This window comes from Pseudoxanthomonas sp. GM95 (genome assembly GCF_900109775.1).
GTDB lineage: Bacteria > Pseudomonadota > Gammaproteobacteria > Xanthomonadales > Xanthomonadaceae > Pseudoxanthomonas_A.
Map to the genome: position 1 here is coordinate 980,184 of NZ_FOAX01000002.1, position 21,755 is coordinate 1,001,938.

Annotated in this window: 21 protein-coding genes; 10 read left to right on the forward strand and 11 right to left on the reverse strand. The window is 68.7% G+C overall.

Annotated features, from left to right (window positions below; translation table 11 throughout):
* The first annotated feature begins 5 nt into the window (after positions 1–5).
* Positions 6–794, forward strand: a complete 789-nt coding sequence (locus tag BMZ17_RS12400; RefSeq protein WP_093138877.1) for a 3-hydroxybutyrate dehydrogenase — start codon at positions 6–8, stop codon at positions 792–794.
* Positions 795–878: 84 nt separating this feature from the next.
* Here the strand turns inward: BMZ17_RS12400 and BMZ17_RS12405 are convergent, their stop codons facing one another.
* The 6 genes from BMZ17_RS12405 to BMZ17_RS12430 all read right to left on the reverse strand — a co-directional run bounded on the left by BMZ17_RS12405 (position 879) and on the right by BMZ17_RS12430 (position 4,257).
* A complete protein-coding gene (locus BMZ17_RS12405) occupies positions 879–1,538 on the reverse strand; it encodes a hypothetical protein (RefSeq protein WP_093138878.1) in 660 nt (219 codons plus the stop codon).
* Positions 1,528–2,112 carry a YceB family lipoprotein gene (locus BMZ17_RS12410; RefSeq protein WP_093138879.1) on the reverse strand — a complete coding sequence of 195 codons (585 nt, stop codon included), beginning with the start codon at positions 2,110–2,112 and terminating at the stop codon, positions 1,528–1,530. Before BMZ17_RS12410 ends, BMZ17_RS12405 begins: the two co-directional genes overlap by 11 nt.
* Before the next feature lie 67 nt (positions 2,113–2,179).
* Positions 2,180–2,707 (reverse strand): hypothetical protein, encoded by a 528-nt coding sequence (locus BMZ17_RS12415; RefSeq protein WP_093138880.1) that lies wholly within the window; start codon positions 2,705–2,707, stop codon positions 2,180–2,182.
* 64 nt (positions 2,708–2,771) lie between these two features.
* Complete coding sequence (locus tag BMZ17_RS12420) at positions 2,772–3,071, reverse strand: DUF3861 domain-containing protein (protein ID WP_093138881.1); 300 nt, start codon at positions 3,069–3,071, stop codon at positions 2,772–2,774.
* A gap of 76 nt (positions 3,072–3,147) precedes the next feature.
* Positions 3,148–3,738 carry a M23 family metallopeptidase gene (locus BMZ17_RS12425; RefSeq protein ID WP_093138882.1) on the reverse strand — a complete coding sequence of 197 codons (591 nt, stop codon included), beginning with the start codon at positions 3,736–3,738 and terminating at the stop codon, positions 3,148–3,150.
* Positions 3,739–3,873: 135 nt separating this feature from the next.
* On the reverse strand, positions 3,874–4,257 hold the full coding sequence (locus tag BMZ17_RS12430) for an HU family DNA-binding protein (protein ID WP_093138883.1): 384 nt from the start codon (positions 4,255–4,257) through the stop codon (positions 3,874–3,876).
* A gap of 339 nt (positions 4,258–4,596) precedes the next feature.
* Between BMZ17_RS12430 and BMZ17_RS12435 the strand changes: the two genes are divergently transcribed.
* From BMZ17_RS12435 to BMZ17_RS12445, 3 genes are all read left to right on the forward strand, one after another.
* Positions 4,597–5,031, forward strand: a complete 435-nt coding sequence (locus BMZ17_RS12435; RefSeq protein ID WP_093138884.1) for an OsmC family protein — start codon at positions 4,597–4,599, stop codon at positions 5,029–5,031.
* Positions 5,032–5,196: 165 nt separating this feature from the next.
* Positions 5,197–5,844, forward strand: coding sequence for a glycine zipper 2TM domain-containing protein (locus BMZ17_RS12440; protein WP_093138885.1), 648 nt, complete (start codon positions 5,197–5,199; stop codon positions 5,842–5,844).
* 163 nt (positions 5,845–6,007) lie between these two features.
* Entirely contained in the window at positions 6,008–6,193 is a 186-nt protein-coding gene (locus tag BMZ17_RS12445) for a tautomerase family protein (RefSeq protein WP_093138886.1), read from the forward strand.
* 12 nt (positions 6,194–6,205) lie between these two features.
* Here BMZ17_RS12445 and BMZ17_RS12450 read toward each other — a convergent pair whose 3' ends face one another.
* The 4 genes from BMZ17_RS12450 to BMZ17_RS12465 form a co-directional block, all read right to left on the reverse strand.
* Entirely contained in the window at positions 6,206–7,810 is a 1,605-nt protein-coding gene (locus BMZ17_RS12450) for an IclR family transcriptional regulator domain-containing protein (protein WP_175485572.1), read from the reverse strand.
* Positions 7,811–7,981: 171 nt separating this feature from the next.
* The gene (locus BMZ17_RS12455; RefSeq protein WP_093138888.1) at positions 7,982–8,860 is read right to left on the reverse strand and encodes a PhzF family phenazine biosynthesis protein; all 879 of its coding nucleotides are present in this window, start codon (positions 8,858–8,860) and stop codon (positions 7,982–7,984) included.
* Between the two features lie 61 nt (positions 8,861–8,921).
* Positions 8,922–9,815: a PhzF family phenazine biosynthesis protein gene (locus tag BMZ17_RS12460; protein WP_093139700.1), complete on the reverse strand. Its 894-nt coding sequence runs from the start codon at positions 9,813–9,815 to the stop codon at positions 8,922–8,924.
* Positions 9,812–10,702: a PhzF family phenazine biosynthesis protein gene (locus BMZ17_RS12465; RefSeq protein WP_093138889.1), complete on the reverse strand. Its 891-nt coding sequence runs from the start codon at positions 10,700–10,702 to the stop codon at positions 9,812–9,814. The genes BMZ17_RS12460 and BMZ17_RS12465 overlap by 4 nt, the downstream gene beginning before the upstream one ends.
* A gap of 96 nt (positions 10,703–10,798) precedes the next feature.
* Between BMZ17_RS12465 and BMZ17_RS12470 the strand changes: the two genes are divergently transcribed.
* From BMZ17_RS12470 to murD, 3 genes are read left to right on the forward strand one after another with little or no spacing between them, the layout of a single operon-like run.
* Positions 10,799–13,396 (forward strand): bifunctional aspartate kinase/diaminopimelate decarboxylase, encoded by a 2,598-nt coding sequence (locus tag BMZ17_RS12470; protein ID WP_093138890.1) that lies wholly within the window; start codon positions 10,799–10,801, stop codon positions 13,394–13,396.
* On the forward strand, positions 13,389–14,753 hold the full coding sequence (murL, locus tag BMZ17_RS12475; RefSeq protein WP_093138891.1) for a UDP-N-acetyl-alpha-D-muramoyl-L-alanyl-L-glutamate epimerase: 1,365 nt from the start codon (positions 13,389–13,391) through the stop codon (positions 14,751–14,753). Before BMZ17_RS12470 ends, murL begins: the two co-directional genes overlap by 8 nt.
* Entirely contained in the window at positions 14,734–16,122 is a 1,389-nt protein-coding gene (gene murD, locus BMZ17_RS12480) for a UDP-N-acetylmuramoyl-L-alanine--D-glutamate ligase (protein WP_093138892.1), read from the forward strand. The genes murL and murD overlap by 20 nt, the downstream gene beginning before the upstream one ends.
* Before the next feature lie 677 nt (positions 16,123–16,799).
* Here murD and BMZ17_RS12490 read toward each other — a convergent pair.
* A complete protein-coding gene (locus BMZ17_RS12490) occupies positions 16,800–17,636 on the reverse strand; it encodes an inositol monophosphatase family protein (RefSeq protein WP_093138894.1) in 837 nt (278 codons plus the stop codon).
* Between the two features lie 217 nt (positions 17,637–17,853).
* On the opposite strand from BMZ17_RS12490, the gene BMZ17_RS12495 reads away from it, so the two are divergent.
* The 3 genes from BMZ17_RS12495 to BMZ17_RS12505 are packed head-to-tail and all read left to right on the forward strand — an operon-like array spanning position 17,854 to position 21,745.
* Positions 17,854–18,651, forward strand: coding sequence for an RNA methyltransferase (locus BMZ17_RS12495; RefSeq protein ID WP_093138895.1), 798 nt, complete (start codon positions 17,854–17,856; stop codon positions 18,649–18,651).
* A 44-nt stretch (positions 18,652–18,695) separates the two neighbouring features.
* Positions 18,696–19,625, forward strand: a complete 930-nt coding sequence (locus BMZ17_RS12500; RefSeq protein ID WP_093139703.1) for a phosphate/phosphite/phosphonate ABC transporter substrate-binding protein — start codon at positions 18,696–18,698, stop codon at positions 19,623–19,625.
* Positions 19,622–21,745 (forward strand): putative bifunctional diguanylate cyclase/phosphodiesterase, encoded by a 2,124-nt coding sequence (locus BMZ17_RS12505; RefSeq protein ID WP_093138896.1) that lies wholly within the window; start codon positions 19,622–19,624, stop codon positions 21,743–21,745. Before BMZ17_RS12500 ends, BMZ17_RS12505 begins: the two co-directional genes overlap by 4 nt.
* Positions 21,746–21,755: the final 10 nt, after the last annotated feature.

Genomic DNA, 21,755 nt, shown 5'->3' on the forward strand with positions numbered 1-21,755 from the left:
CCTGCATGTCCCGTTCGCTCGATGGCCAGGTGGCCGTCATCACCGGTGCCGCCAGCGGCATCGGCAAGGAAATCGCCTTCACCCTGGCCCGCGCCGGTGCGCGCGTGGCCATCGCCGATCTGAACCTCGACGGCGCGCAGGCCGTTGCCGCGCAGGTGAAGGCTGAAGGTGGCACCGCGCTGGGCGTGGCGATGGATGTCACCGACGAGGCCGCGGTCAACGCCGGCATCGCCCAGGTCGCAGCCGAACTGGGGCCGGTGGACATCCTCATCGCCAACGCCGGCATCCAGATCGTGGCGCCGATCCAGGACTTCGCTTTCGCCGACTGGAAGCGGCTGCTGGCGATCCACCTCGATGGCGCCTTCCTCACCACCAAGGCGGTGCTGCCGGCGATGTATGCCGGCAAGCGCGGCGGCACGGTGATCTACATGGGCTCGGCGCATTCGCACGAGGCCTCGCCGCTCAAATCGGCTTACGTCACCGCCAAGCATGGCTTGCTGGGCCTGGCCCGCACGCTGGCCAAGGAAGGCGGCCCGCGCGGCGTGCGCAGCCACGTGGTGTGCCCGGGCTTCGTGCGCACGCCGCTGGTGGACAAGCAGATCCCCGAGCAGGCCGCCACGCTGGGCATCAGCGAGGACGAGGTGGTCAAACGCGTGATGCTGGGCAGCACGGTCGATGGCACGTTCACCACGCTGGAAGACGTGGCGCAGACGGTGAAGTTCCTGTGCGAATTCCCCAGTGCGGCGCTGACCGGGCAGAGCATCCTGGTCAGTCACGGCTGGCACATGGGCTGAGCGCCAAGCGCGCGCGTGCAATGCAGTGAGGCGCGATCCTTGCGGGTCGCGCCTCGTGTTGGCAAGCGGAATGCGGGCGAGAAATCAGGGCTTGGCGGGCGCCGGCTCGTAGCCTTCCAGATCGGCCGAATCCAGGTGCCACTGGCGCTGCTCCGGCGTGGCCCCGTCGGCCATCACCGCCTTGAGGGTGAAATTGCCGCGGTAGTGGCGCGTGCTGCCGTCGCTGCGCGTGCTGGCCAGGTCCACCGGCACCTGGATATAGCGCGAACCCGCCGCGCCTTCGGCATTGAACGCCTTGCCGACGGTGGCCTGCGCCGAGGTCGTCTTGGCGTAGCCGTTGACGAAGCCCTCGAAGGTCTGCCGACTGGCTTGCCCGTTGTGGCCCCACAGCGCGTAGGCGGTGGCGTAGTCCTTGGCATCGACCGCGGCGTAGTAGCGGCGCACGGTGTCTTCGGCGGCTTCGGGCGTGGCGGCGGTGTCATCGTGCGCTTCGGCGGAATGTTCGGGTGCGCTGGACATCGCCGGCGGCACTTCGAGCGCATCGGCCGGCGCGGGCGGTGCCTGCGTCGGCGCGGCAGGTGAAGTCGTTGCCGGCGCCGAAGCAGCAGGCGCCACCTCATCCGCAGCAGGCGGTGTCGCGGCCGAAGGCGCGACCGTGTCCGGTCCGCACGCCACCAGTGCCACCAGCGCGATCGCGCCGGCGGACAGCAGCATCAGGCGGCCGCGGATGATCTTATTTCGCATCGCTCAGGTCCGGCATGCCGACGGGCTGGTTGAACTGCACCTTGATCTGGCCTTGCTCGACGCGCGCCGATTCCACGCGCACGTCGCCGAAGTTGGCCAGCAGTTTCGGGTCCAGCTGATACAGCGGCTCGCTATGCGCATAGTCCTGCAGGAACAGGCTGACCAGCTGGCGGTCGCGCTCGCGCAGTTCATGCCCATTGGTGGGCGTGACGCGATCCACCGTCGGCGCATCCAGGAACAGCGCCATCTTCTGCGGGTCGTAGCGCAGGCCGCTGCTCAGCCAGACCCGGCCCAGCGGATTGCCGCTGGCGCTGGCGTCAAACTGCATCTGCACGCGGTTGCCTTCGCGCGGGATGGTCAGCTGCGGATTACTGGCGGTCATCGACACCAGCCCGCCCAGCGCATCGAAATCGCGCGGGAATTCGGCCTGCAGGTAACCCTGCACCTGCTGCGCGGTGACCGACAAGGTGTTGGAGGGCGTGCCCTGCGCCCAAGCCGCAGCGGTGATGGAGCCAGCCACCAGGGCCAGTGCCACGACGGCCGCGCGCACGCGGGTGATCAACGATGCCTGCATGGGAAGTTTCCGAAGCGATGCGCCCAATGCGCCCGGCACACCTTAAGCCCGGCCGGTGAACCGGGCCTCAATCGATCTGGGGTCGCATCGAGGCGGTGGAAATCTCCCAGCCGTCGTTGCCGATCTTGCGTCGCAGCCGATACCAGCCGTCCCAGCGCTGCACGTTGCCCTGCGCATCGCTCAGGCGCAGGCGCACCGGGATTTCCAGCGCACGCGAGGGGAATTCATCCGGATCCAGCGGCTTTGGGGTGTCGGTGTTGATGTGGGCCGAGTAGCGCCCCAGCGCACGCAGCGCGGCGTCGTCCGGCGCCGGCGGTGGTTGGCCGCCGACCCACAGCGTATCGGCGACGGATAAATCGCCCGCGGCCAAGGCGCCGAGGTAGCGGTGCAGAGTGCCGGCGGCCTCGTGGAAGTTGCTGCGCTGCTCCTCGCGCATGGCCTCCACGCGCTGCGCGGCAGCCACCTCGGCCGGGTCCGGCGTGGGCGCGGGCGGCAGCGTGGCGGTGGAGGCGATCGTGGTCTTGGGATCGGGCTTGCGGCTGCACGAGCAACCGCCCACCAGCAGGCTCAGCAGAAGGAGGCAGGCAACGCGCATGTCAGGCCCGGCAGGTGGCGATGCGGCGCAGTGTACTGGCGCAGCCGGGCCGTGCGCGGTGGATTCAGCGGCGGGGGTCGAGTCCGGCGATGAAGCGCTCCAGCGCAGGTTCCAATGGCCCGAACGGATCTTCGGTGCCGGTGCGATGGCGCTGCGCCAGGTCCTGCAGCAGGCGGCTGCTGATCAGGGTGGCGGCGCGTTCGTCTGCGCTGAGCTGGCGATGGCGCTGGACGTTTTCCAGCAACCGCATCCAGTCCTGGGTGGCGCGGTGTTCGAACTCGATGCTGCAGCGATCGCTGCACGGATAGCCGTCGTCTTCGACGGGCGTGATGGTGATGCGGTAGCGGTGCGGTCGGGAGCCCATGGCGTACACAGCGACTGGGGAACAGGACTCCAAGGTAGGAGCGCGCGGTGCCCGCCGCGAGCCGGTGGGGCGCGACTCAGTGTTCCAGCGTGTCGGGCGGTCGCCAGGCGCGCAGGGCAGGCAGCGGATCACGCGCGCCATCGCGCCCATAGACGCCGTAATGCAGGTGTGGCGGCGTGCCGCGCGCGTTGCCGGTGGTGCCCACGTAGCCGAGCAGGTCGCCCGGCAGGACGCTCTGTCCTTCGTGCAGTTGCGGCGCCCAGCCGTCCAGGTGCGCGTGGTAATAGCGCTCGTTGCCCGGCCCCAGCACCCACACCTGCTTGCCGCCCAGGCCGCCTTCTCGGATCGAGGTCACCACGCCCGGCGTGGCGCTCAACACCGGCGTGCCGCGTGCCGCGAAGATGTCCACGCCGGCATGCGTGCGATCGCGTCCGCGTGGTGCGCCGAAGGTGTCTGCGATCCGGCTGGCGCGCACGCCTTCCACCGGCGAGGGCAGCTGCTGCGCCGGTGCCATGCGCGTGAGGCGCCAGAGCATCTTCGGCGTATCGAGGAACGGCTGGCGCCAGGCCCACGCCGCGCAGAAGCCCAACAGCGCCAGGAACACCAAGGGTGCGAGCACGCGGCGTGCGCGCTGGGTCGGATCGAGCGGGGGAGAGACGCTGGACATGCGATCAGCCTGCCCGCAGCGCGATGAGTGAAGGATCAAGCCGGCGTGCGCCTGATCGGATTGTCATATGCCTCAAAACGACTCGGGACGGCCTGAGCCGTCCCGAGTAGATATTGCCTGGAGGCTGCGCCTGAATCAGACCGCGGAGTCCTTCAGTGCCTTCATCGGCAGGATCTTCACCTTGGTGGAAGCCGGCTTGGCGGCGAACCACTGCTCTTCCTTGGTGAAGGGGTTGATGCCCTTGCGCTTCGGCTTGGCCGCGACGCTGACGGTCTTGATCTTCAGCAGGCCCGGCAGGGTGAAGCTGCCTGCGCCCTTCTTGCTGATCGAGCCCTGGATGGCCGACTGCAGCGCAGCCATCACGGCGCGCACGTCCTTCGGAGCAACGCCGCTGTTCTCGGCGACGTGGGCGACCAGGCCCGACTTGGTCAGGGCTTCCTTGATCGGCTTGGGGGCGGCCGGCTTGGCGGCGGTCTTGGCAACCTTCTTGGTCGCTACCTTCTTGGTGGTCTTTGCCATATGTGTCCTGTTGTACCGTGTTTGGTGGGTTGTTCGGGCCGAAACGGTCGGCATGCGGAATGTAGGGCAAGCGCGCCTTGTCGCCAAGGGGAAACGCCGTATTTTTCTCGGTTTTTCCGTGTTTTTCGACCAATGGAGGGTTTGTCGTGCATCTGCGATGACGCTGGATGCATCAGCGGTGCCAATTCGCGAAGCCTCAAAATGCCTTGCCGCGCTGCGTCACGCGAATGCGCGAAGTGCAGGTGGAAGGTCATCGTGATGCCGCGTCACCGGCACGGTGCGCTTACATCCGGGCGACTAGGCTCAGCGTTCTTTTCCGTCCGCCACAGGAGCATCGTCATGGGTATTTCGCGTCCCGCCACCGCACATTGGGAAGGAGATCTGAAGTCGGGCAAGGGCAAGATCTCCACGCCGCAGAGCGGCCTGCTGTCCGATACGCCTTACGGTTTCAACAGTCGCTTCGGCGACCAGAAGGGCACCAACCCGGAAGAACTCATCGCCGCCGCACACGCCGGCTGCTTCACCATGGCGCTGTCCAACATGCTGACCGAAGCCGGCTCGCCGCCTACCTCGCTCGATACGCGTGCCGAAGTGGACCTGTCGATGGAAGGCGGCCCAACGCTCTCGCACATCCGCCTCAAGGTGAAGGGCGTGGTGCCGGGCATCGACGCGGCCAAGTTCAAGGAGATCGCCGAGAACGCCAAGGAGAATTGCCCGGTGTCCAAGGCGCTCAAGGCCGTGCCGATGAGCCTGGAAACCGAGTTCGCCAGCTGATCCAAGGCACTTCGCATCCGGCCTGCAACGGGCCGGGTGCGCTGCGGCGCAGGCCGCTGGCTGTCGCGTGGTTGAACGCGATAGCGCGTGACGGTCCGGTTCAGGACCGTTTCACCCCGTGACATCGACGATGCACCTGCGCCGCAACGGCGCGGGAGACCTTCCATGATCCGCTCCACCCTTGTCATCGCGTTGCTGGGCCTGACCTGCATCGGTCCTGCCGCCGCGCAGTCGCGCTATGCCGACTACTACAGCCAGACCTACGGCAATGGCAATGCCGTTGATCGCGATGGCGATCGCGACGACGACAACCGCTACGACAGCCGCGATGGCGGTGATTACGACTATGCCCGTGTCGTGCGCGTGGACCCGATCATCGCGCCGCCGCCACCGCCCAGGCAGCAGTGCTACGACCGCGCCGCCGACGACAGCTATACCCAGGGTGGCGATTACTACGACGGCAACGGCCAGCGCCAGTCCACGCCGGGCGGGCGCGTGGGTGCCACGATTGTGGGTGGCGTCCTTGGCGCCGTGGTGGGCAGTCGCTTCGGTGGCGGCACCGGCCGCGTGGTCGGGACGGCCGTCGGCACGGCTGCAGGCACCGCGATGGGCCAGTCGGTCTACGACAATTCGCACACCACGCGCGGCACCGTGCGGGTCTGCGAACCGGTCGCCGACCAGCGCGACGATGGCGAAGTGGAAGGCTACGACGTCACCTACGAATACGCCGGCCGCGATTACCACACGCGCACTGCCTACCATCCGGGCGACCGCATCCGGGTTCGCGTGGATGTGGCGGCCGTGCAGCACTGAGCGGGTGCGAAAGCGCTGATCGAAAGGGGCCGCAAGGCCCTTTTCCTTTGCCTGGCGGCTGCAACCGTCGCGTGCCGCGCAACGCAGTGCGCTGGCGATGCCAAGCGCCTTGCGATGCGCGGATGCCACACTGCGCGTCCCCACATCCACGAGCCCACGTCCCATGCCCCAGGTCATCGTCTACGCCGTCGAAGGTCGCAACGCCGCACAGAAGAAGGCACTGATGAAAGCCATCACCGATGCGGTGGTGGAACACTTCGAAGTCACGCCGCCGCAGGTGATCGTGCAGATCGTCGAGGCTGCCGGTGATTCCAAGGCCAAGGGCGGCGTGCCCTACAACGAGCTCTGAGGGCGCGGCGCGTTACTTGGCCAGCGGCGGGCGTACCAGCACGTAAAGACCGGTCGCCAGCGGATCGGCTGGCGCAGCGGTGTCGTCAGTCGCGGCCGGTCCGGTGCTGGTGGTGATGGCGAGCTGGCGGCCATCGCGTCCGCCCACGGCCAGGCTGGTCGGCCAGGCCACAGGCAGACCGACCACTTCCTGCATCATCCCGCCTTCGGCCGAGAACCGCGCCACGGCCCAGCCGCCGTACAGCGCGACCCACACATCGCCCTGCGCATCGGCGGCCAGCCCGCGGATCTCGCCCGAGGCCTTGGGCACCACGGCCAGGCGGCGGATGCGCGCATCGCCCTGGCGCATTTCATAGAGCGTGCCGGAGGTGGCGCTGGCCGCGTACAGCCGCGTGCCTTCCGGGTTCCAGCACAAGGCGTCGATGCGGTCGTCGATGCGCCAGCCGGGCACGGCGATACCGGTGTGCAGCCAGGTGGCGATGCGATAGCCGCCGGCCGGATCGTGGGTGACCTGCCATTCGCGACCATCGGGCTGCACGCAGGCGGCGATCGGCGCGGTGCCGCCGCGGCGTTCCAGCGGGCGCTGCACGGCCTTGCCGTCGAAATCCAGCCGCAGGATGCCGTCGCCGTGCACCACTTCCAGCCCGTTGGGCGTGGCGTGCAGGCTGCGGGCTTCCACGTCCAGCGTGACCAGCACGCGGTCCTGCGCGTCCTGCGCGCAGTGCAGGGTGGAGGTGGCCTTGTCGATCCAGTACCAGCAGTTGCGCGCGGTCGACCAGCTGGCGAAATCGCCACCGCTGGCCGCCGGGCCGGCGATGCGCTGGACCTGGTCGTCGTGGGTCACCTCGACCGTGCCGGCCAGGCGTTCGCCGATACGCTGCGCGGCCTCGGTGAGTTCGGTGCCGAACTGGGCCATGCGCTCGGGCGTGAAGCGCTCGGTCGCGCCGGACAGGCTCAGCGCGCCGCGCACGACGCCCTGCATGTCGCGGATCACCGCGGCCACGCATCGCGCGCCCAGCCGGCTCTCTTCATCGTCGATGGCGTAGCCCTGCGCCTTGACCGTGGCGATCATCGCACTGACCTGCTCGCGGCTGGTCGCACTGCTGGGCGTGAATGGCGTCATCGGCAGGCGGGCCAGCAACGGATTGCGCTCGCCGGTGCGCATGGCCGCCAGCAGCGCCTTGCCGGCGGCGGTGACATGCAGCAGCCGGCCCTGGCCGACGTGCGTGTCGCCCTGCGAACGGTGCGCGCCGCGGGTGCGTTCCAGCGCGATGACTTCCAGGCCGTCGCGCACCCACAGGCAGGTGGTCTCACCGGTGATGGCGCGCAGGTAGTTGAGTTCGATATTGGCCGCGACCACCAGCGCCGGCGCCGGGTGCGATTCGCGGCTTAGCTGCAGCGCGCCGAAGCCCAGGCGATACGCACGCCGGGTCGATTCGCGCCGCACCAGGTTGCGTTCGATCAGGCCGCTGAGCATGCGGTAGGCGGTGGTACGCGGCAGTTGGACCTGCTGGGCGATTTCCGCGAACGTCACGCCCTTGGGGGAGGTGCCAATGGCCTCCAGGACATCGAGCGCGCGCTCGATGGTGCCGGTGGCCTTGCGCGTGTTTTCACTCATGTTGCCGGTCATCCTGGCCGATGGGCCGATGTGGGGCAGTGAAGCGCGCGTTGGACGATCCGGGCGGATCGCCGCGCGCCGCGCATTGTCGGGCAAATCGCGTCAATGTGGCGAGGCGCGCTCGGCATCAGTACAGGCGTAGGCTGGCATGAGGCCGCCGCGCGGCGGATTTCACCAGTCCAGCGTGCCGGTGACCACGGTCTGGACTTGGCCGCCGGACCAGACCTCGCCCTGCGCGTCGATGCGCAGTTCCAGCAGGGCGTCGAAGCCCACCTCGCGGCCCTGGCTGGCCACGTAGCGGCCGTCGATGCCGGGCAGGGCGCCCTGGCTGTCCAGCCACGCCGCCAGCACCGCGTTGGCCGCGCCGGAGGCCGCATCCTCGAAGCGCCGGCCGTTGCCGACGAAGGCCCGCACCGCCAGCTGGTAATCGGCGTGGCCGGCCACGCGCGCATAGGCGAACACGCCCATCGCGCCGGCGGCTTCGGCCAGGGTGGCGATGGCGTCCCAGTCCGGTTGAAGGCCGCGCAGGTTGGCTTCGTCGCGCAGTTCGACTACCCACCATTTGCGGCCGCCGTCCATGAGGGCAGGCGGCAGCGGGCCCAGCGGCCAGCCGGCGATGGCCGGCGCCAGGCGCGTATCGCTGGCATCGACGATCTCGGCCACCGACGCGCGTGGCACGCGGATGGCGATGCGCTGGACGCCGTCGATCGTCTCCACCCGCAGCGGCAGCTGGCCGGCGATGCCGTCCTGGACCAGCACGCCATCGTGGGCCTGGGCTACGCCCGCGGCCAGCACCGCGTGGGCCGTGCCGACGCTGGGATGACCGGCGAAGGGCACCTCTTTCTGCGGGGCGAACATGCGCAGCCGGTAGCTGGCGCAGTCGTCTTCGGCCGGGAACACGAAGGTGGTCTCCGGCAACTTGGTCCAGCGGGCGATCGCCTGCATCGCCGCGTCATCCAGGCCCTGCGCATCCAGCACTACGGCGAGCGGATTGCCGCAGCCGGGGCGCGGGGAAAACACATCGACCTGCAGGAAACGGCGGGTGGTCATGGCGGATCGGGCTTGCGAAGGGGGCCTGCAGGGTAGCAGCGCCGCCGTGCGCGCCCATGCTTCACCAGTGCAGCTGCGCCTGGATCACTGCCTGCACTTGGCCACCGATCCAGACCTCGCCTGCCTCGTCCACCTGCACTTGGACCAAGCCATCGCGGCCGACTTCGCGGCCCTGGCTGGCGAGGTAATGACCGTCGCGACCCGGCAACGCGCCGGCGGCGTGCAGCAGCGCGGCGATGCTGGCGTTGGCGCTGCCGGTCACCGGGTCTTCCGGCGTGGACGGCGCATCCAGTGGGCAGAACGCGCGCACCACCAGGTCGTGTTCGCCGCCGTCGTCCAGTGCGAACACCGCCAGCCCGGTCGCATCGCTGGCCCGCGAGAGCGCGGCGATGGCCTGCAGGTCCGGCTGCAGCGCCCGCACGCTGGCGGCATCGGCCAGTTCCACCAGCCACCAGCTGGGGCCGTTGTTCCACAACGCCGGCGGGCGGATCGCGGCCGGCCAGCACTGGGTCGCGCGGTCGAACGCGGCCTGCATCGCGGGCGTGGTGTCCAGCGGATGGGCGCGTGGGGCACGGACGAACGGGCTAGTCAGGCCCTGCGCATCGCGCGTGATCCGCACCGGCAACAGGCCGGCGGCGCATTGCTGGACCAGGCGGTCTTCCGGCGCCGTCGCCAGCCCAAGGGCCAAAGCCGCCCAGGCCGCGCCGACGCTGGGATGGCCGGCAAAGGGCAGCTCGCAGCCCGGGGTGAAGATGCGCACGCGATAGTCGGCGCCGGCGTCGGGCGGCAGGAAGAAGATCGTCTCGGGCAGGTTCAACCACGCGGCCAGCGCCTGCATCCCGACGCTGTCCAGGCCCTGGCTGTCGGCGATCACGCCCAGCGGGTTGCCGGTGCCGGGCCCTTGCGCGAACACGTCCAGCTGCAGGTAGCGGCGGGCCGCGCCGGCTCGGCTCACCACGCGATCTGGCCCTGGATGACCGGCTGCACCTGGCCGCCGATCCACACATCGCGCGCGTCATCGACCTGGACCAGTACCCGGCCATCGCGGCCGAGTTCGCGGCCCTGGCTGGCGACATAGCGGCCGTCGCGGCCGGGCAGGGCGTCATTGGCCGCGAGGTAGGCGCCGATGCTGCCGTTGGCGCTGCCGGTGACCGGATCTTCGGCCACCCCCACGCCGGGGGCGAAAGCGCGCACGGCCAGATCATGTTCGCCGCCGTGGCTGCGGGCGAACACCGCCAGCTTGCCGTTGCCGGGCAGGGCGGCGATCAGCGCCTGGTCGGGTTGAAGCGCGCGCAGCGCAGCCTCGTCGGCCAGCTCCAGCAGCCACCAGTCCGGGCCGTTGTTGTGCAGCGCCGGCGGTAGCGCGCCGCGGGCCGCGCCAAAGACACTCGGCGCCAGCAGCCAGTCCGGCGCCGGCACGTCGCGGCGATGCACCGCACGCGGCGTGCGCACGTCTACCAGGCGCACGCCATCGGCTTGCTTGACCTGCACCGGCAGCATGCCGGCGGCGCACTGCTGCACCAGCGCGGTCCGGCCGGACGCATCGGGCTGGCGGTGCTCTGGCCGGACCAGACCCATCTCCAGCGCCGCCCAGGCCGCGCCCACGCTGGGATGGCCGGCGAAGGGCAGCTCGCCCTTCGGGGTGAAGATGCGGATGTGGTAATCGGCGCCGTGCCCGCCCACCGGCAGGAAGAAGATCGTCTCCGACAGATTCAGCCAGGCCGCCAGCGCCTGCATGGCCGCGCTGTCCAGGCCATGGGCGTCGACCACCACGCCCAGCGGATTGCCGGTGCCCGGCGCATGGGCGAAGACGTCGAGTTGCAGGTAGCGGCGCTGGGTCATGCGGGGGCGGGTCCTCGGAGGGCGGTTCCATTAGAATTGGAGATTCCGCCCGTTTGATCGGGTTTTTCCTCCCCAATCGTAGACTCCAAAGCCCCCATGTCAGCTTCCCCCCCGAACGATCGTTGGATCGTGCTCAAGTTCGGCGGCACTTCTGTGTCGCGTCGTCATCGCTGGGACACCATCGGGAAGCTGGCGAAAAAACGGGCGGAAGACAATGACGCGCGCGTGGTGGTGGTGGTCTCGGCGCTCTCGGGCGTCACCAACGAACTCACCGCGATTGCCGACGGCGCCGCCGATACCGCCGCGCGCGTGGTCGCGCTGGAACTGCGCCATCGCGAATTCCTGGCCGAGCTGGAACTGGATGCCGACGCCGTGCTGGGCGAGCGCCTGGCCGCGCTGCGCGGGCTGGCCACCGATCCGCGTGCGGCGACCCGCGCGCTGGACTGGCAGGCCGAAGTGCTGGGCCAAGGCGAACTGCTGTCCTCCACCATCGGCGCGGCGTACCTGTCGGCAAACGGCCTGGATATCGGCTGGTGCGATGCGCGGCAGTGGCTCGACGCGATGACCATCCCCAACCAGACCGCGTGGGCGCAGCGTCTGTCGGTGTCGTGCGATCCGCGCGGCAGCGATGACTGGCGCGCGCGCTTCCGTACCCAGCCCAATCGCGTACTGATCAGCCAGGGCTTCATCGCTCGCCACAACGACGGCGGTACGGCGATCCTGGGGCGCGGCGGTTCGGACACCTCGGCCGCGTATTTCGGCGCGCTGCTCAAGGCGCAGCGCGTGGAAATCTGGACCGACGTGCCGGGCATGTTCAGCGCCAATCCGAAGGAAGTGCCGGACGCGCGCCTGCTCACGCGCCTGGACTACTTCGAAGCACAGGAAATCGCCACCACCGGCGCCAAGGTGCTGCATCCGCGTTCGATCAAGCCGTGCCGCGATGCCGGCGTGCCGATGGCGATCCTGGACACCGAGCGCCCCGAGCTGCCGGGCACCAGCATCGACGGCAATGCGGTCACCGTGCCGGGCGTCAAGGCGATCAGCCGCCGCAACGGCATCGTGCTGGTGTCGATGGAAGGCATCGGCATGTGGCAGCAGGTCGGCTTCCTGGCTGATGTGTTCGCCCGCTTCAAGAAGCACGGCCTGTCGGTGGACCTGATCGGTTCATCGGAGACCAACGTCACCGTGTCGCTGGACCCGTCCGAGAACCTGGTCAGCACCGACGTGCTGGCCGCGCTGTCCTCGGACCTGGCCGAAATCTGCCGGGTCAAGGTGATCGCGCCGTGCGCAGCCATCACTCTGGTCGGCCGCGGCATGCGCTCGCTGCTGCACAAACTGTCCGATGTGTGGGCGACCTTCGGCAAGGAGCGCGTCCATCTGATTTCGCAGTCGTCCAACGACTTGAACCTGACCTTCGTCATCGATGAAGCCGATGCCGACGGCCTGCTGCCGATCCTGCACGGCGAGCTGATCGATTCCGGCGCGATGCCGGTGGAAGAGGCCAGCGTGTTCGGCCCGCGCTGGCGCGAACTCAATGGCGCGGTGCGACCGCGCCAGACGCCGTGGTGGCACACCCAACGTGCGCAGCTGCTGGACCTGGCGCCGGCCGGCACGCCGACCTACGCCTATCACTTGCCGACGGTGCGCGAACGCGCCCGCGCGCTGGCGGCGATCCCGCAGATCGACCACCGCTTCTACGCGATCAAGGCCAACTCGCATCCGGCGATCCTGCGCACCCTGGTCGAGGAAGGCTTCGGCCTGGAATGCGTGTCGCTGGGCGAGTTGCGCCACGTGTTTGAATCGGTGCCGACGCTCGAAGCCAAGCGCGTGCTGTTCACGCCCAGCTTTGCGCCCAAGCGCGAGTACGAGGCGGCGCTCGCCATGGGCGTCAACGTCACCGTCGACAGCGTCGAAGCGCTGCAGAACTGGCCGGAAGTCTTCAAGGGCCGCACGCTGTGGGTGCGCGTGGACCTGGGCCACGGCGACGGCCACCACGAGAAGGTCAACACCGGCGGCAAGGCTTCCAAGTTCGGCCTGTCGGCGGCGCGCGTGGATGAGTTCGTCGCGCTGGCGCGCGGTTTGGGCATCACCCTCACCGGTCTGCACGCGCACCTGGGCAGCGGCGTGGAAGCCGAAGGCCACTGGCGCCTGATGTGCGACGAGCTGGCCGGCTTCGCCCGTCGCATCGGCACCATCGAAGTGATCGATATCGGCGGCGGCTTGCCCATCCCGTACCACGCCGACGACGAACCCTTCGACCTGGTCGCGTGGTCGCGCGGGCTGGAAGAGGTCAAGGCCGTGCATCCAGCCTTCCGCCTGGCGATCGAGCCTGGCCGTTACCTGGTGGCCGAGGCCGGCGTGCTGCTGGCCAGCGCCACGCAGGTCATCGAGAAGGACGGCGTGCGCCGCGTCGGCCTGGACGCCGGCATGAACACCCTGATCCGCCCGGCGATGTACGACGCCTGGCACGACATCGCCAACCTGAGCCGCTTGGACGATGCGGCCACGGCGAGCTTCGACGTGGTCGGCCCGATCTGCGAATCCTCCGACGTGTTCGGCCGTCGCCGCGCCTTGCCGGTGGCGACCGCACCGGGCGATGTCATGGCGATCTCCGACGCCGGCGCCTACGGCTACAGCATGGCCAGTACCTACAACCAGCGCGAGCTGCCCAACGAAGTGATCATTGATGTCTGAGTGGACCTTCCAGCGCGAGACCGTCAAGCAGTTCCGCTTCGTCGGCTGTGATTTCGACCCGGCCACCGGCGTGGCGCGTCTGCGCTACGCCTTCGACCAAGGCCCGGAGCTGGTGGAGACGGTGAGCTTCCCCGGCGCGCCGTTCGCACTTGATGCGGCGCGCACGCAGGCCGTGCACCGCGCGCTGCGCCTGCTGCACCTGATCGCCGGCGTGAGCTATTACAAGGCGGGCGTGCCGCCGGAGCTGGTGATTGAAGGCGACCCCATCGACGCCGATACCGCTGCGCTGATGGAAGACGTGTACACCCACGGCCTGGGCGAGTTCGCCTATCGCAACGGGCTGGACCTGCATGGGCGCATCCGCTTCCCGGCTAGCGAAGCCGCCGACGACGCGGCGGCACCCGCGCTGGGCCTGGCATCGCATGCGCTGGTCGCCATCGGCGGCGGCAAGGACTCGCTGGTCTCGATCGAAGCGCTGCGCCAGGCCGGCGTGGCGCAGACGGTGAGCTGGATCGGCGGGTCGCAGCTGATCGCCGCATGCGCGGCGCGCACCGGCCTTGCGACCTTGAACATCGGCCGCGCGCTGGCGCCGGCGCTGTTCGAACTCAACCGCCAGGGCGCCTACAACGGCCACATCCCGGTGACCGCGATCAACTCGGCGATCCTGGTCGTGGCCGCGCTGCTGCGCGGTGTGGACCAGGTGGTGTTCTCCAACGAGCGCTCGGCCAGCTACGGCAGTCTGATTCCTGGCACCGGCGAGGTGAACCACCAGTGGTCCAAGGGCTGGGCGTTCGAGTCGCTGTTCGGCGCGCACGTGCAGCGTCATGTCGCCGCCGATCTGTCGTACTACTCGCTGCTGCGCCCGCTGTCCGAGCTGGCCGTGGCACGGCAGTTCGCCAAGACCGATCACTACGACGCGCATTTCTCCAGCTGCAACCGCAACTTCCACATCCTGGGCGAGCGCCCGGTGAACCGCTGGTGCGGCATGTGCCCCAAGTGCCATTTCGTGTTCCTGGCGCTGAGCAATTTCATGCCCAAGCCGCGCCTGCTGAACATCTTCGGCCGTAACCTGCTGGACGATCCGGCGCAGACCGCTGGCTTCGACGCGCTGCTGGAGTACCAGGACCACAAGCCGTTCGAGTGCGTGGGTGAGGGGCGCGAATCGCGCGCGGCGATGGCCGCGCTTGGCCAGCGCCCGGAGTGGCGCGAGGACGCGCTGGTGGCGCGCTTCAACCGCGAGATCGCGCCGCAACTGGATGCGGCCGAACTGCAGATCGCGCCGCTGCTGCAGCCTGAAGGCGAGCACCGCATTCCGCCCGCGCTGTGGGAGCAGGTGCGTGCGAATTTCGCAGCTTGAAGGCCAGCGCGTCGCGCTGTGGGGCTGGGGGCGCGAAGGCCGCGCCGCCCATGCCCTGCTGCGCAGCCGGTTGCCGACGCAGCCGCTGACGCTGTTCTGCAGCGCCGCTGAAGCCGAGCAGGCCGCGGCGCTGGGAGATCCGTTGTTGTTCCCGCGGACCGATGTCACCGGCGCCGCGCTGGGCGGCTTCGATGTGGTGATCAAGTCACCGGGCATCAGCCCATATTCGCCCGAGGCGCTGGAAGCCCAGGCCGCAGGTGCGCGCCTGCTGGGCGGCACCGCGCTGTGGTTCGCCGAGCATCCCGATGCGCGCACCGTGTGCGTCACCGGCACCAAGGGCAAGAGCACCACGACCGCGCTGCTGGCGCATTTGCTGCGCGCGGGCGGACATCGCACCGCACTCGCCGGCAACATCGGCCTGCCGCTGCTGGAAGTGATGGACCCGCAACCCGTGCCCGAGCTGTGGGCGATCGAGCTGTCCAGCTACCAGACCGGCGCGGTCGCCGATGGCGGCGTGCGTCCGGAAGTGGCCGTGGTGCTGAACCTGTTCCCCGAACACCTGGACTGGCACGGCAGCCAGCAGCGCTACATCGACGACAAGCTGGCGCTGGTGACGCGCGCCAAGCCGCGCACCGCCGTGCTCAATGCGCGCGATCCGGTGCTTTCGCAGCTGGAATTGCCCGACAGTCGTGTCGTCTGGTTCAACCGCGAGGACGGCTGGCATTTGCGCGGTGACGTGCTGTTCCGCGGCGATGCCGAAGTGTTCGATACCCGCGCCGTGCCGCTGCCGGGTCGCCACAACCGCGGCAACCTGTGCGCGGTGCTGGCGGCGATCGAAGCGCTCGGTTTCGAAGCCACGGCGCTGGCACCGGCGGCGGTGAGCTTCCAGCCGCTGCCCAACCGCCTGCAGACGATCGGCACGCGTGATGGCATCACCTGGGTCAACGACTCGATCAGCACCACGCCACACGCCACGCTGGCCGCGCTGGACTGCTTCGCCGGCCAGCGCATTGCGCTGCTGGTCGGCGGCCATGATCGCGGTCTGGACTGGCACGACTTCGCCGACGCGATGCGCACGCAGGCGCCACTGGGCATCGTGACGCTGGGCGCGAATGGCCCGCGTATCCGTGCCTTGCTGGAAGGCCTGGCGGGCGAGGGTGGATTTGCACTTTCGTCCGCGCCGGATCTGGCCTCGGCGATGCACCAGGCCGAGGCGATGCTGGGCGGACAGGGCGTGGTGCTGTTGTCGCCGGGGGCGCCGAGCTTCGGGATGTATCGCGATTACGTGGAGCGCGGGAAGGATTTCGCGCGGATTGCGGGGTTTGATCCGGAGGCGATCGTGGCGATTCCGGGGTTGGGGGTTGCTTGAGTTTGTTTGCGTCTGATATGAGCTGACGCAACATCAAATCAACAGCTTTCGTGCGGCTTCGCCGCCCGACCCACTTTCTTTGCTCGTGCAAAGAAAGCTGGGCAAAGAAACGCTTTTCCACAGACGCATGTCTGGTCAACACGCTCCGGGCGGCACGCCCGCTACGCGGGTTCGCTACGGGGCGAGGGATTTTTGAATGGGACATCCTGTCCCCTCCAAAAACGCCGCACATCCTTGTGCGGCGCCCTGCGGGTCTTTGCCTCGCTCCTTCGCCGTGCCTCACGGAGGATTTCAGAGCACAAGCAAGCGCAGTCCGCGCGTGGTGCCGATGTTGCTTTTGCTTTTGCTTTTGCTGTTGCTCTGCTCTTGATCTTCAGCGCCTTCAAAGCGAGCCGAGCACCGCAGGCTGATTGGGCCGAAGAGGCGCCCTGTTTGAGCGCAGCGAGTTTGGGCGCCGTGCCCGATTAGACGAGGAGCGCAGGGCACCGATGCGTAGCATCGGCGAGTGTCGGGCGCTGGCGGTTTTGCTTTTGCCAAGACAAAAGGAAGCCGCGCGAAAGCTTTGCACTGGCCCTTTAAGCCGGGCGGCGAGAACCACCTGCAAATGGCCAATCAATCGCCAAAAACAACAAAGCCCCTAAAAAGGGGCTTCGTGCACAATGATTCAACAGTCCGAATCAACCATTGAACGGATTGAACGCCGCCGTATACCCCGACGACGACACCACCTTCTGCAGCGCATCGGCCACCCGCAGGTTGCCGGCGATCAGTTGGCGCGTTTCCGGGCCCACGCCGTCCATTCGACCGGTGCTGGCGCCTTTGAAGTCGCTGACCTTGCCGCCGGCTTCGCGCACCAGCAGCACACCGGCCGCGACGTCCCAATCCTTCACGCCGGCCTCGAAATAGGCGTCGGCGCGGCCGCAGGCCACGTAGGCCAGATCCAGTGCGGCCGAGCCGGTGCGGCGGATGTCCTCGGCGTGGTTGAGCAGCTCGCGCACGCATTCCAGGTGCGCGCCGACGCGGGCGCGCTCACGCGGCGGGAAGCCGGTGTGGATCATCGCGCCGGTCAGTTCCTTGCGGTCTGAGACGCGGATCTTGCGTTCGTTGAGCTGGGCGCCGGCGCCGCGGCTGGCGGTGAACAGCTCGTTGCGCAGCGGATCGAAGATCACCGCGTCGGTCGGTTCGCCGTTGTCCACCAGCGCGATCGACACGCAATAGTGGCCAAAGCCATGCAGGTAGTTGCTGGTGCCGTCCAGCGGATCGATGACCCAGTGGTAGCGACCGTTCTTGCCGGGGATGATGCCGCCTTCTTCGCCGACGATGCCGTACTCGGGGTAGGCGCGGCGCAGCTCCTTGATGATCGCCTTCTCAGCGTCTGCGTCCACTTCGCTGGCGTAGTCCATGCGGTCCTTCTGGACCACGTTCAGCGCGTCGAGCTTGTTGATGCTGCGAAGCAGGACGTTGCCCCCGATGCGCGCGGCCTTGGTCATGACGGTGACGACGGGATTAAGCATGCAAAACGACCTCGGTCAGGCGAACGTGTGGAACGCGGCAGATGGAAAGAGCATCCCGGCGCGGCGGCCGGACCGGAGATTCTACCATCGCCGGCCCGCCAGCCTGAAACCGCGCCAGCCGTCCCATCACGCAGCGCCGCTGCAAATCAGCTCGGATCGCCGCCTTTCCCGCGGTTGCGCGATGCCGGCGGGCGCCTGACCGCCTAGAATCCGCACCATGGATTCCTTCAATACTTCTGCCGCCGCCCGCATCCGCTTCGTCCTGGTGGGCACCCAGCATCCGGGCAACATCGGCGCCGCCGCGCGCGCGCTCAAGACCATGGGCCTGGCCCAGCTGGTCCTGGTCCAGCCCGAGAAATATCCCCACGACGAGGCCTATCGCCGCGCCGCCGGCGCCGACGACCTGCTCGCCGACGCCGTGGTGACCGATGATGTCGCCGCTGCTGTGGCCGACTGCCGGCTGGTGCTGGGCTGCACCGCGCGCAGCCGCCGTGTTCAGCTGGAAGAACACAGCCCGCGCCAGGCTGCCGCGCGCCTGGCCCAGGTCGCGGGCGAAGGTCCTGTGGCGCTGCTGTTCGGCCGCGAACGTACCGGCCTGACCAACGAAGAACTGCAGCTGTGCCACGCCGCCGTGCACATCGACGCGAATCCCGATTACAGCTCGCTCAACCTGGCCGCTGCCGTGCAGGTGCTGGCCTACGAAACCCGCCTGGCGCTCAAGGACACCGCACCGGTGGCCGTGCCTGCGGCCGATGACGCGGGCGAGCCGCGCGTGGCGCCGGCTACCCACGCCCAGCTGGAAGGCATGTTCGCGCAGCTGGCCGAAACCCTGGACCAGATCGACTTCCACAAGGGCCGCGCGCCCGAATCGGCCATGCGCAAACTGCGCCGGCTGTTCCTGCGCACCGACCTGGACGAGAAGGAAGTGCGCCTGTTGCGCGGCATCCTGGCCGACACCCAGCGCATGGCGCGCCTGGCCCAGGATGGCGGGGTGAACAAAATTGTCGGGTCGTAAATATTTCAGCTAGGCTGGCGCGTCTTTCCAGCGGATCTCCCGTGTTGCGCATTTGGCTCGTCGGCGTCCTGCTGGGGTTTGTGCTGTCGGCCGCGCCGCTGTACGCCGCGCCGCCGTCGCCGGGCGATGACGATCCCCACGTGCTGGTGCTGGGCCGGATCAGCGACGATCCCAAGTCCCACTACGCCCAGCTCAAGCCGCTGCTGGATTACGTGGTGGCGCACATGGCCGACGTGGGCATCACCAGCGGTCGCATCCTGATGGCGCGCGACGCGCGGCAGATGAGCAGCTACTTGCGTCGCAGCCGGGTCGACTGGGTCACCGAAACCTCCGGCACCGGGATGGAGCTGCAGCGTCGTTCCGGCGCGCAGCCGTTGCTGCTCACCGAGCGCGGCGGCGCCAGCATCTACCACAGCATCCTGTTCACCCGTGCCGATTCGGGCATCACCTCGCTGGTCGACCTGCGCGGCAAGTCGGTGGCACTGCAGGGCGTGGGTTCGACCAGTGCCTACCTGATGCCGGCCTCGACCCTGCTGGGCGCCGGCCTGCCGATGGAAATCCTGCTCTCGCCGCAGGATCGACCGGACAAGACCTCGGTCGGTTATGTGTTCGCCCGGTCGGAGCTGAACATCGCCGCCTGGGTCGACAAGGGCATGGTCGATGCCGGCGCGCTGAGCAACCTGGATTGGGCCGATCCGCGCCGGATGCCCGAGGCCTTCCGCAAGAACATGCGGGTGCTGGCCCAGACCGGCGACTATCCACGTGCGCTGGAGATGGTCCGTCCCGGCCTGGACTCGGCCGTGCGCGATCGCCTGCGCCAGGTGCTGCTGGACGCCGCGCAGGATCCACAGGCCGCGACGGCGATGAAGCGCTTCTTCGGCACCACGCGCTTCCTGCGCCTGGATGCGCCTGCGCTCCAGGCGCTGGAGCGCGTGCGTGAAGCCAGCGCACGCGTGCGCGAGCAGATCGAATGAGCGGCGGACGGCGTTTCGGCCTGCAGGCCCAGCTGGCGCTGGTTATGGGCGTGACCCTGCTGATGGTGCTGGCCCTGATGGGCGTGCTGCTGCAGCGCCAGCGTGCCATGCAGGCCGAGGTTGACCAGCTCGGTCGCCAGGCCGTGCACGCGATGGCCGCCGAAGGCCTGAGCCGGCGCGGTGCGGCCATGGCCCAGCAGCTGTCCGATTCGCTGGCCAACCCGATGTATTACTCGGACCTGGACGCCATCGGCGCGATGGTGCGCCAGGCCAGCAAGCAGCCCGACGTGGCCTACGTGCTGGTGTTCGACAATGAAGGCAAGGTGGTCAATGACGGCTCGTGGGACATGGCCTCCTACGGCCAGGTCATGCACGACCCGCTGGCCGCGCGCGTGCTGGCCAGCACCGATCGCCTGACCCAGTGGACCGACAGCACCGTCGAGGTCTCTCAGGTCGTCGAGCTGGGCAACGCGCGCCTGGGCGGCGTGCGGGTCGGCTATTCGCTGGCCGATGCCCAGCACAGCGAGGCCCAGGCCGCCGACCTGCTGCGCCAGCGGCTGGATGCGCTGGGCCGCCGCCACATCGGCTGGATCGCGGTGCTGCTGGGTGCGCTGCTGCTGATCGGTGCCGGCATCGCCTGGTACGCACAACGCACCCTGGTGCGCCCGATCCGCGCGCTGGCGCAGTCCGCGCGCGCGATCGGCGTCGGCGATTACGACGTGCCGCGCCCGATCAGCGATCGCCACGACGAAGTCGGTGAGCTGGTCCGCGCGTTCTCGGAGATGAGCGACAGCATCTCGCGGCACGACCGCGACGTGCGGCGCATGGCGTATACCGACGCGCTGACCGGGCTGACCAACCGCCTGGCCTTCCGCGAAAGCCTGGACCACCGGATGCTGCTGCAGCGCGGGGCGGGTCGCGAGCTGGCGCTGCTGTTTGCCGATATCGACGACTTCAAGCGGGTCAACGATTCGCTGGGCCACGAGGCCGGCGACGAAGTGCTGCTGCATTTCGCCTCGCGCATCCGCGATGCGGTGCAGCGCCTGGGCGGCGATGACGCGCTGGTCTCGCGTTTCGGCGGCGACGAGTTCGTGATCCTGATCCAGGACGGCGACGTACGCGTGGTCGCCGAGGCGCTGGCCGAGGAAATGGTCCAGCTGCTGGGCCAGCCGCTGACGGTGCAGGGACGCCAGGTGTTCCTGGGCACCTCGGTCGGCATCACCTTGTTCCCGGAAGATGCCACCGGGGCGACGGCGCTGATGAAGAACGGCGACGTGGCGATGTACCAGGCCAAGATGGCCGGCAAGAACTGCTACCGCTTCTACAGCCGCGCGATGGACCAGGCGGTCGAGCGTCGCGTGCGCCTGGAAACTGCGCTGCGCGGGGCCTGGGATCGCGACGAGATGAGCCTGGTCTACCAGCCGATCTATCGCCTGTCGGACAACCGCATCGTCGGCGCCGAGGCGCTGCTGCGCTGGCAGCATCCAGAGATGGGCGCGATCTCGCCAGCGGTGTTCATCGACGTGGCCGAGCAGAGCGGCCTGATCGAACAGCTGGGCCCGCGCGTGCTGCGCGCGGCGTGCGCGGCGGCGGCGCGCTGGAAGCTGCTGGAAGGCGAGCTGGTCGCGCCGTTCGTGTCGGTCAACGTCTCGCCGCGCCAGCTGCGCAGTGGCGACCTGCCGGAGCTGGTCCAGGCCGCGCTGCGCGACACTGGCCTGTCGGCCGATCGCCTGCACCTGGAGCTGACCGAAACCGCGGTGATCGGCGACGAGGCGCACGCCAGCACCATGCTGGCCAAGCTGCACCGCGCCGGGGTCAAGGTGTGGCTGGATGATTTCGGTACGGGCTTTTCCGGCCTGAGCCACCTGCGCCGGGTGCCGGTGGACGGGGTCAAGATCGACCGCAGTTTCGTCGCCGACCTGCAGCGCAACCCGGACGACCTGGCGCTGACCACCGCCATCATCGCGATGGCGCATTCGCTGGGGATTTCGGTCGTGGCAGAGGGCGTGGAGAAGCAGGGCCAGTTCGACCTGCTGCGTGAGCGCGGCTGCGACCTGGCGCAGGGCTTCTGGCTGGGCTATCCGCTCAACGAAAGCGAATTCATCCAGCTGCTGACCTGAGTCCCGTTGA

Coding starts and splice junctions, on each gene's coding strand:
- BMZ17_RS12400 (WP_093138877.1), top strand. CDS start 6: ATGTCCCGTTCGCTCGATGGCCAGGTGGCCGTCATCACCGGTGCCGCC.
- BMZ17_RS12405 (WP_093138878.1), bottom strand. CDS start 1,538: ATGCGAAATAAGATCATCCGCGGCCGCCTGATGCTGCTGTCCGCCGGC.
- BMZ17_RS12410 (WP_093138879.1), bottom strand. CDS start 2,112: ATGCAGGCATCGTTGATCACCCGCGTGCGCGCGGCCGTCGTGGCACTG.
- BMZ17_RS12415 (WP_093138880.1), bottom strand. CDS start 2,707: ATGCGCGTTGCCTGCCTCCTTCTGCTGAGCCTGCTGGTGGGCGGTTGC.
- BMZ17_RS12420 (WP_093138881.1), bottom strand. CDS start 3,071: ATGGGCTCCCGACCGCACCGCTACCGCATCACCATCACGCCCGTCGAA.
- BMZ17_RS12425 (WP_093138882.1), bottom strand. CDS start 3,738: ATGTCCAGCGTCTCTCCCCCGCTCGATCCGACCCAGCGCGCACGCCGC.
- BMZ17_RS12430 (WP_093138883.1), bottom strand. CDS start 4,257: ATGGCAAAGACCACCAAGAAGGTAGCGACCAAGAAGGTTGCCAAGACC.
- BMZ17_RS12435 (WP_093138884.1), top strand. CDS start 4,597: ATGGGTATTTCGCGTCCCGCCACCGCACATTGGGAAGGAGATCTGAAG.
- BMZ17_RS12440 (WP_093138885.1), top strand. CDS start 5,197: ATGATCCGCTCCACCCTTGTCATCGCGTTGCTGGGCCTGACCTGCATC.
- BMZ17_RS12445 (WP_093138886.1), top strand. CDS start 6,008: ATGCCCCAGGTCATCGTCTACGCCGTCGAAGGTCGCAACGCCGCACAG.
- BMZ17_RS12450 (WP_175485572.1), bottom strand. CDS start 7,810: ATGAGTGAAAACACGCGCAAGGCCACCGGCACCATCGAGCGCGCGCTC.
- BMZ17_RS12455 (WP_093138888.1), bottom strand. CDS start 8,860: ATGACCACCCGCCGTTTCCTGCAGGTCGATGTGTTTTCCCCGCGCCCC.
- BMZ17_RS12465 (WP_093138889.1), bottom strand. CDS start 10,702: ATGACCCAGCGCCGCTACCTGCAACTCGACGTCTTCGCCCATGCGCCG.
- BMZ17_RS12470 (WP_093138890.1), top strand. CDS start 10,799: ATGTCAGCTTCCCCCCCGAACGATCGTTGGATCGTGCTCAAGTTCGGC.
- murL (WP_093138891.1), top strand. CDS start 13,389: ATGTCTGAGTGGACCTTCCAGCGCGAGACCGTCAAGCAGTTCCGCTTC.
- BMZ17_RS12490 (WP_093138894.1), bottom strand. CDS start 17,636: ATGCTTAATCCCGTCGTCACCGTCATGACCAAGGCCGCGCGCATCGGG.
- BMZ17_RS12495 (WP_093138895.1), top strand. CDS start 17,854: ATGGATTCCTTCAATACTTCTGCCGCCGCCCGCATCCGCTTCGTCCTG.
- BMZ17_RS12505 (WP_093138896.1), top strand. CDS start 19,622: ATGAGCGGCGGACGGCGTTTCGGCCTGCAGGCCCAGCTGGCGCTGGTT.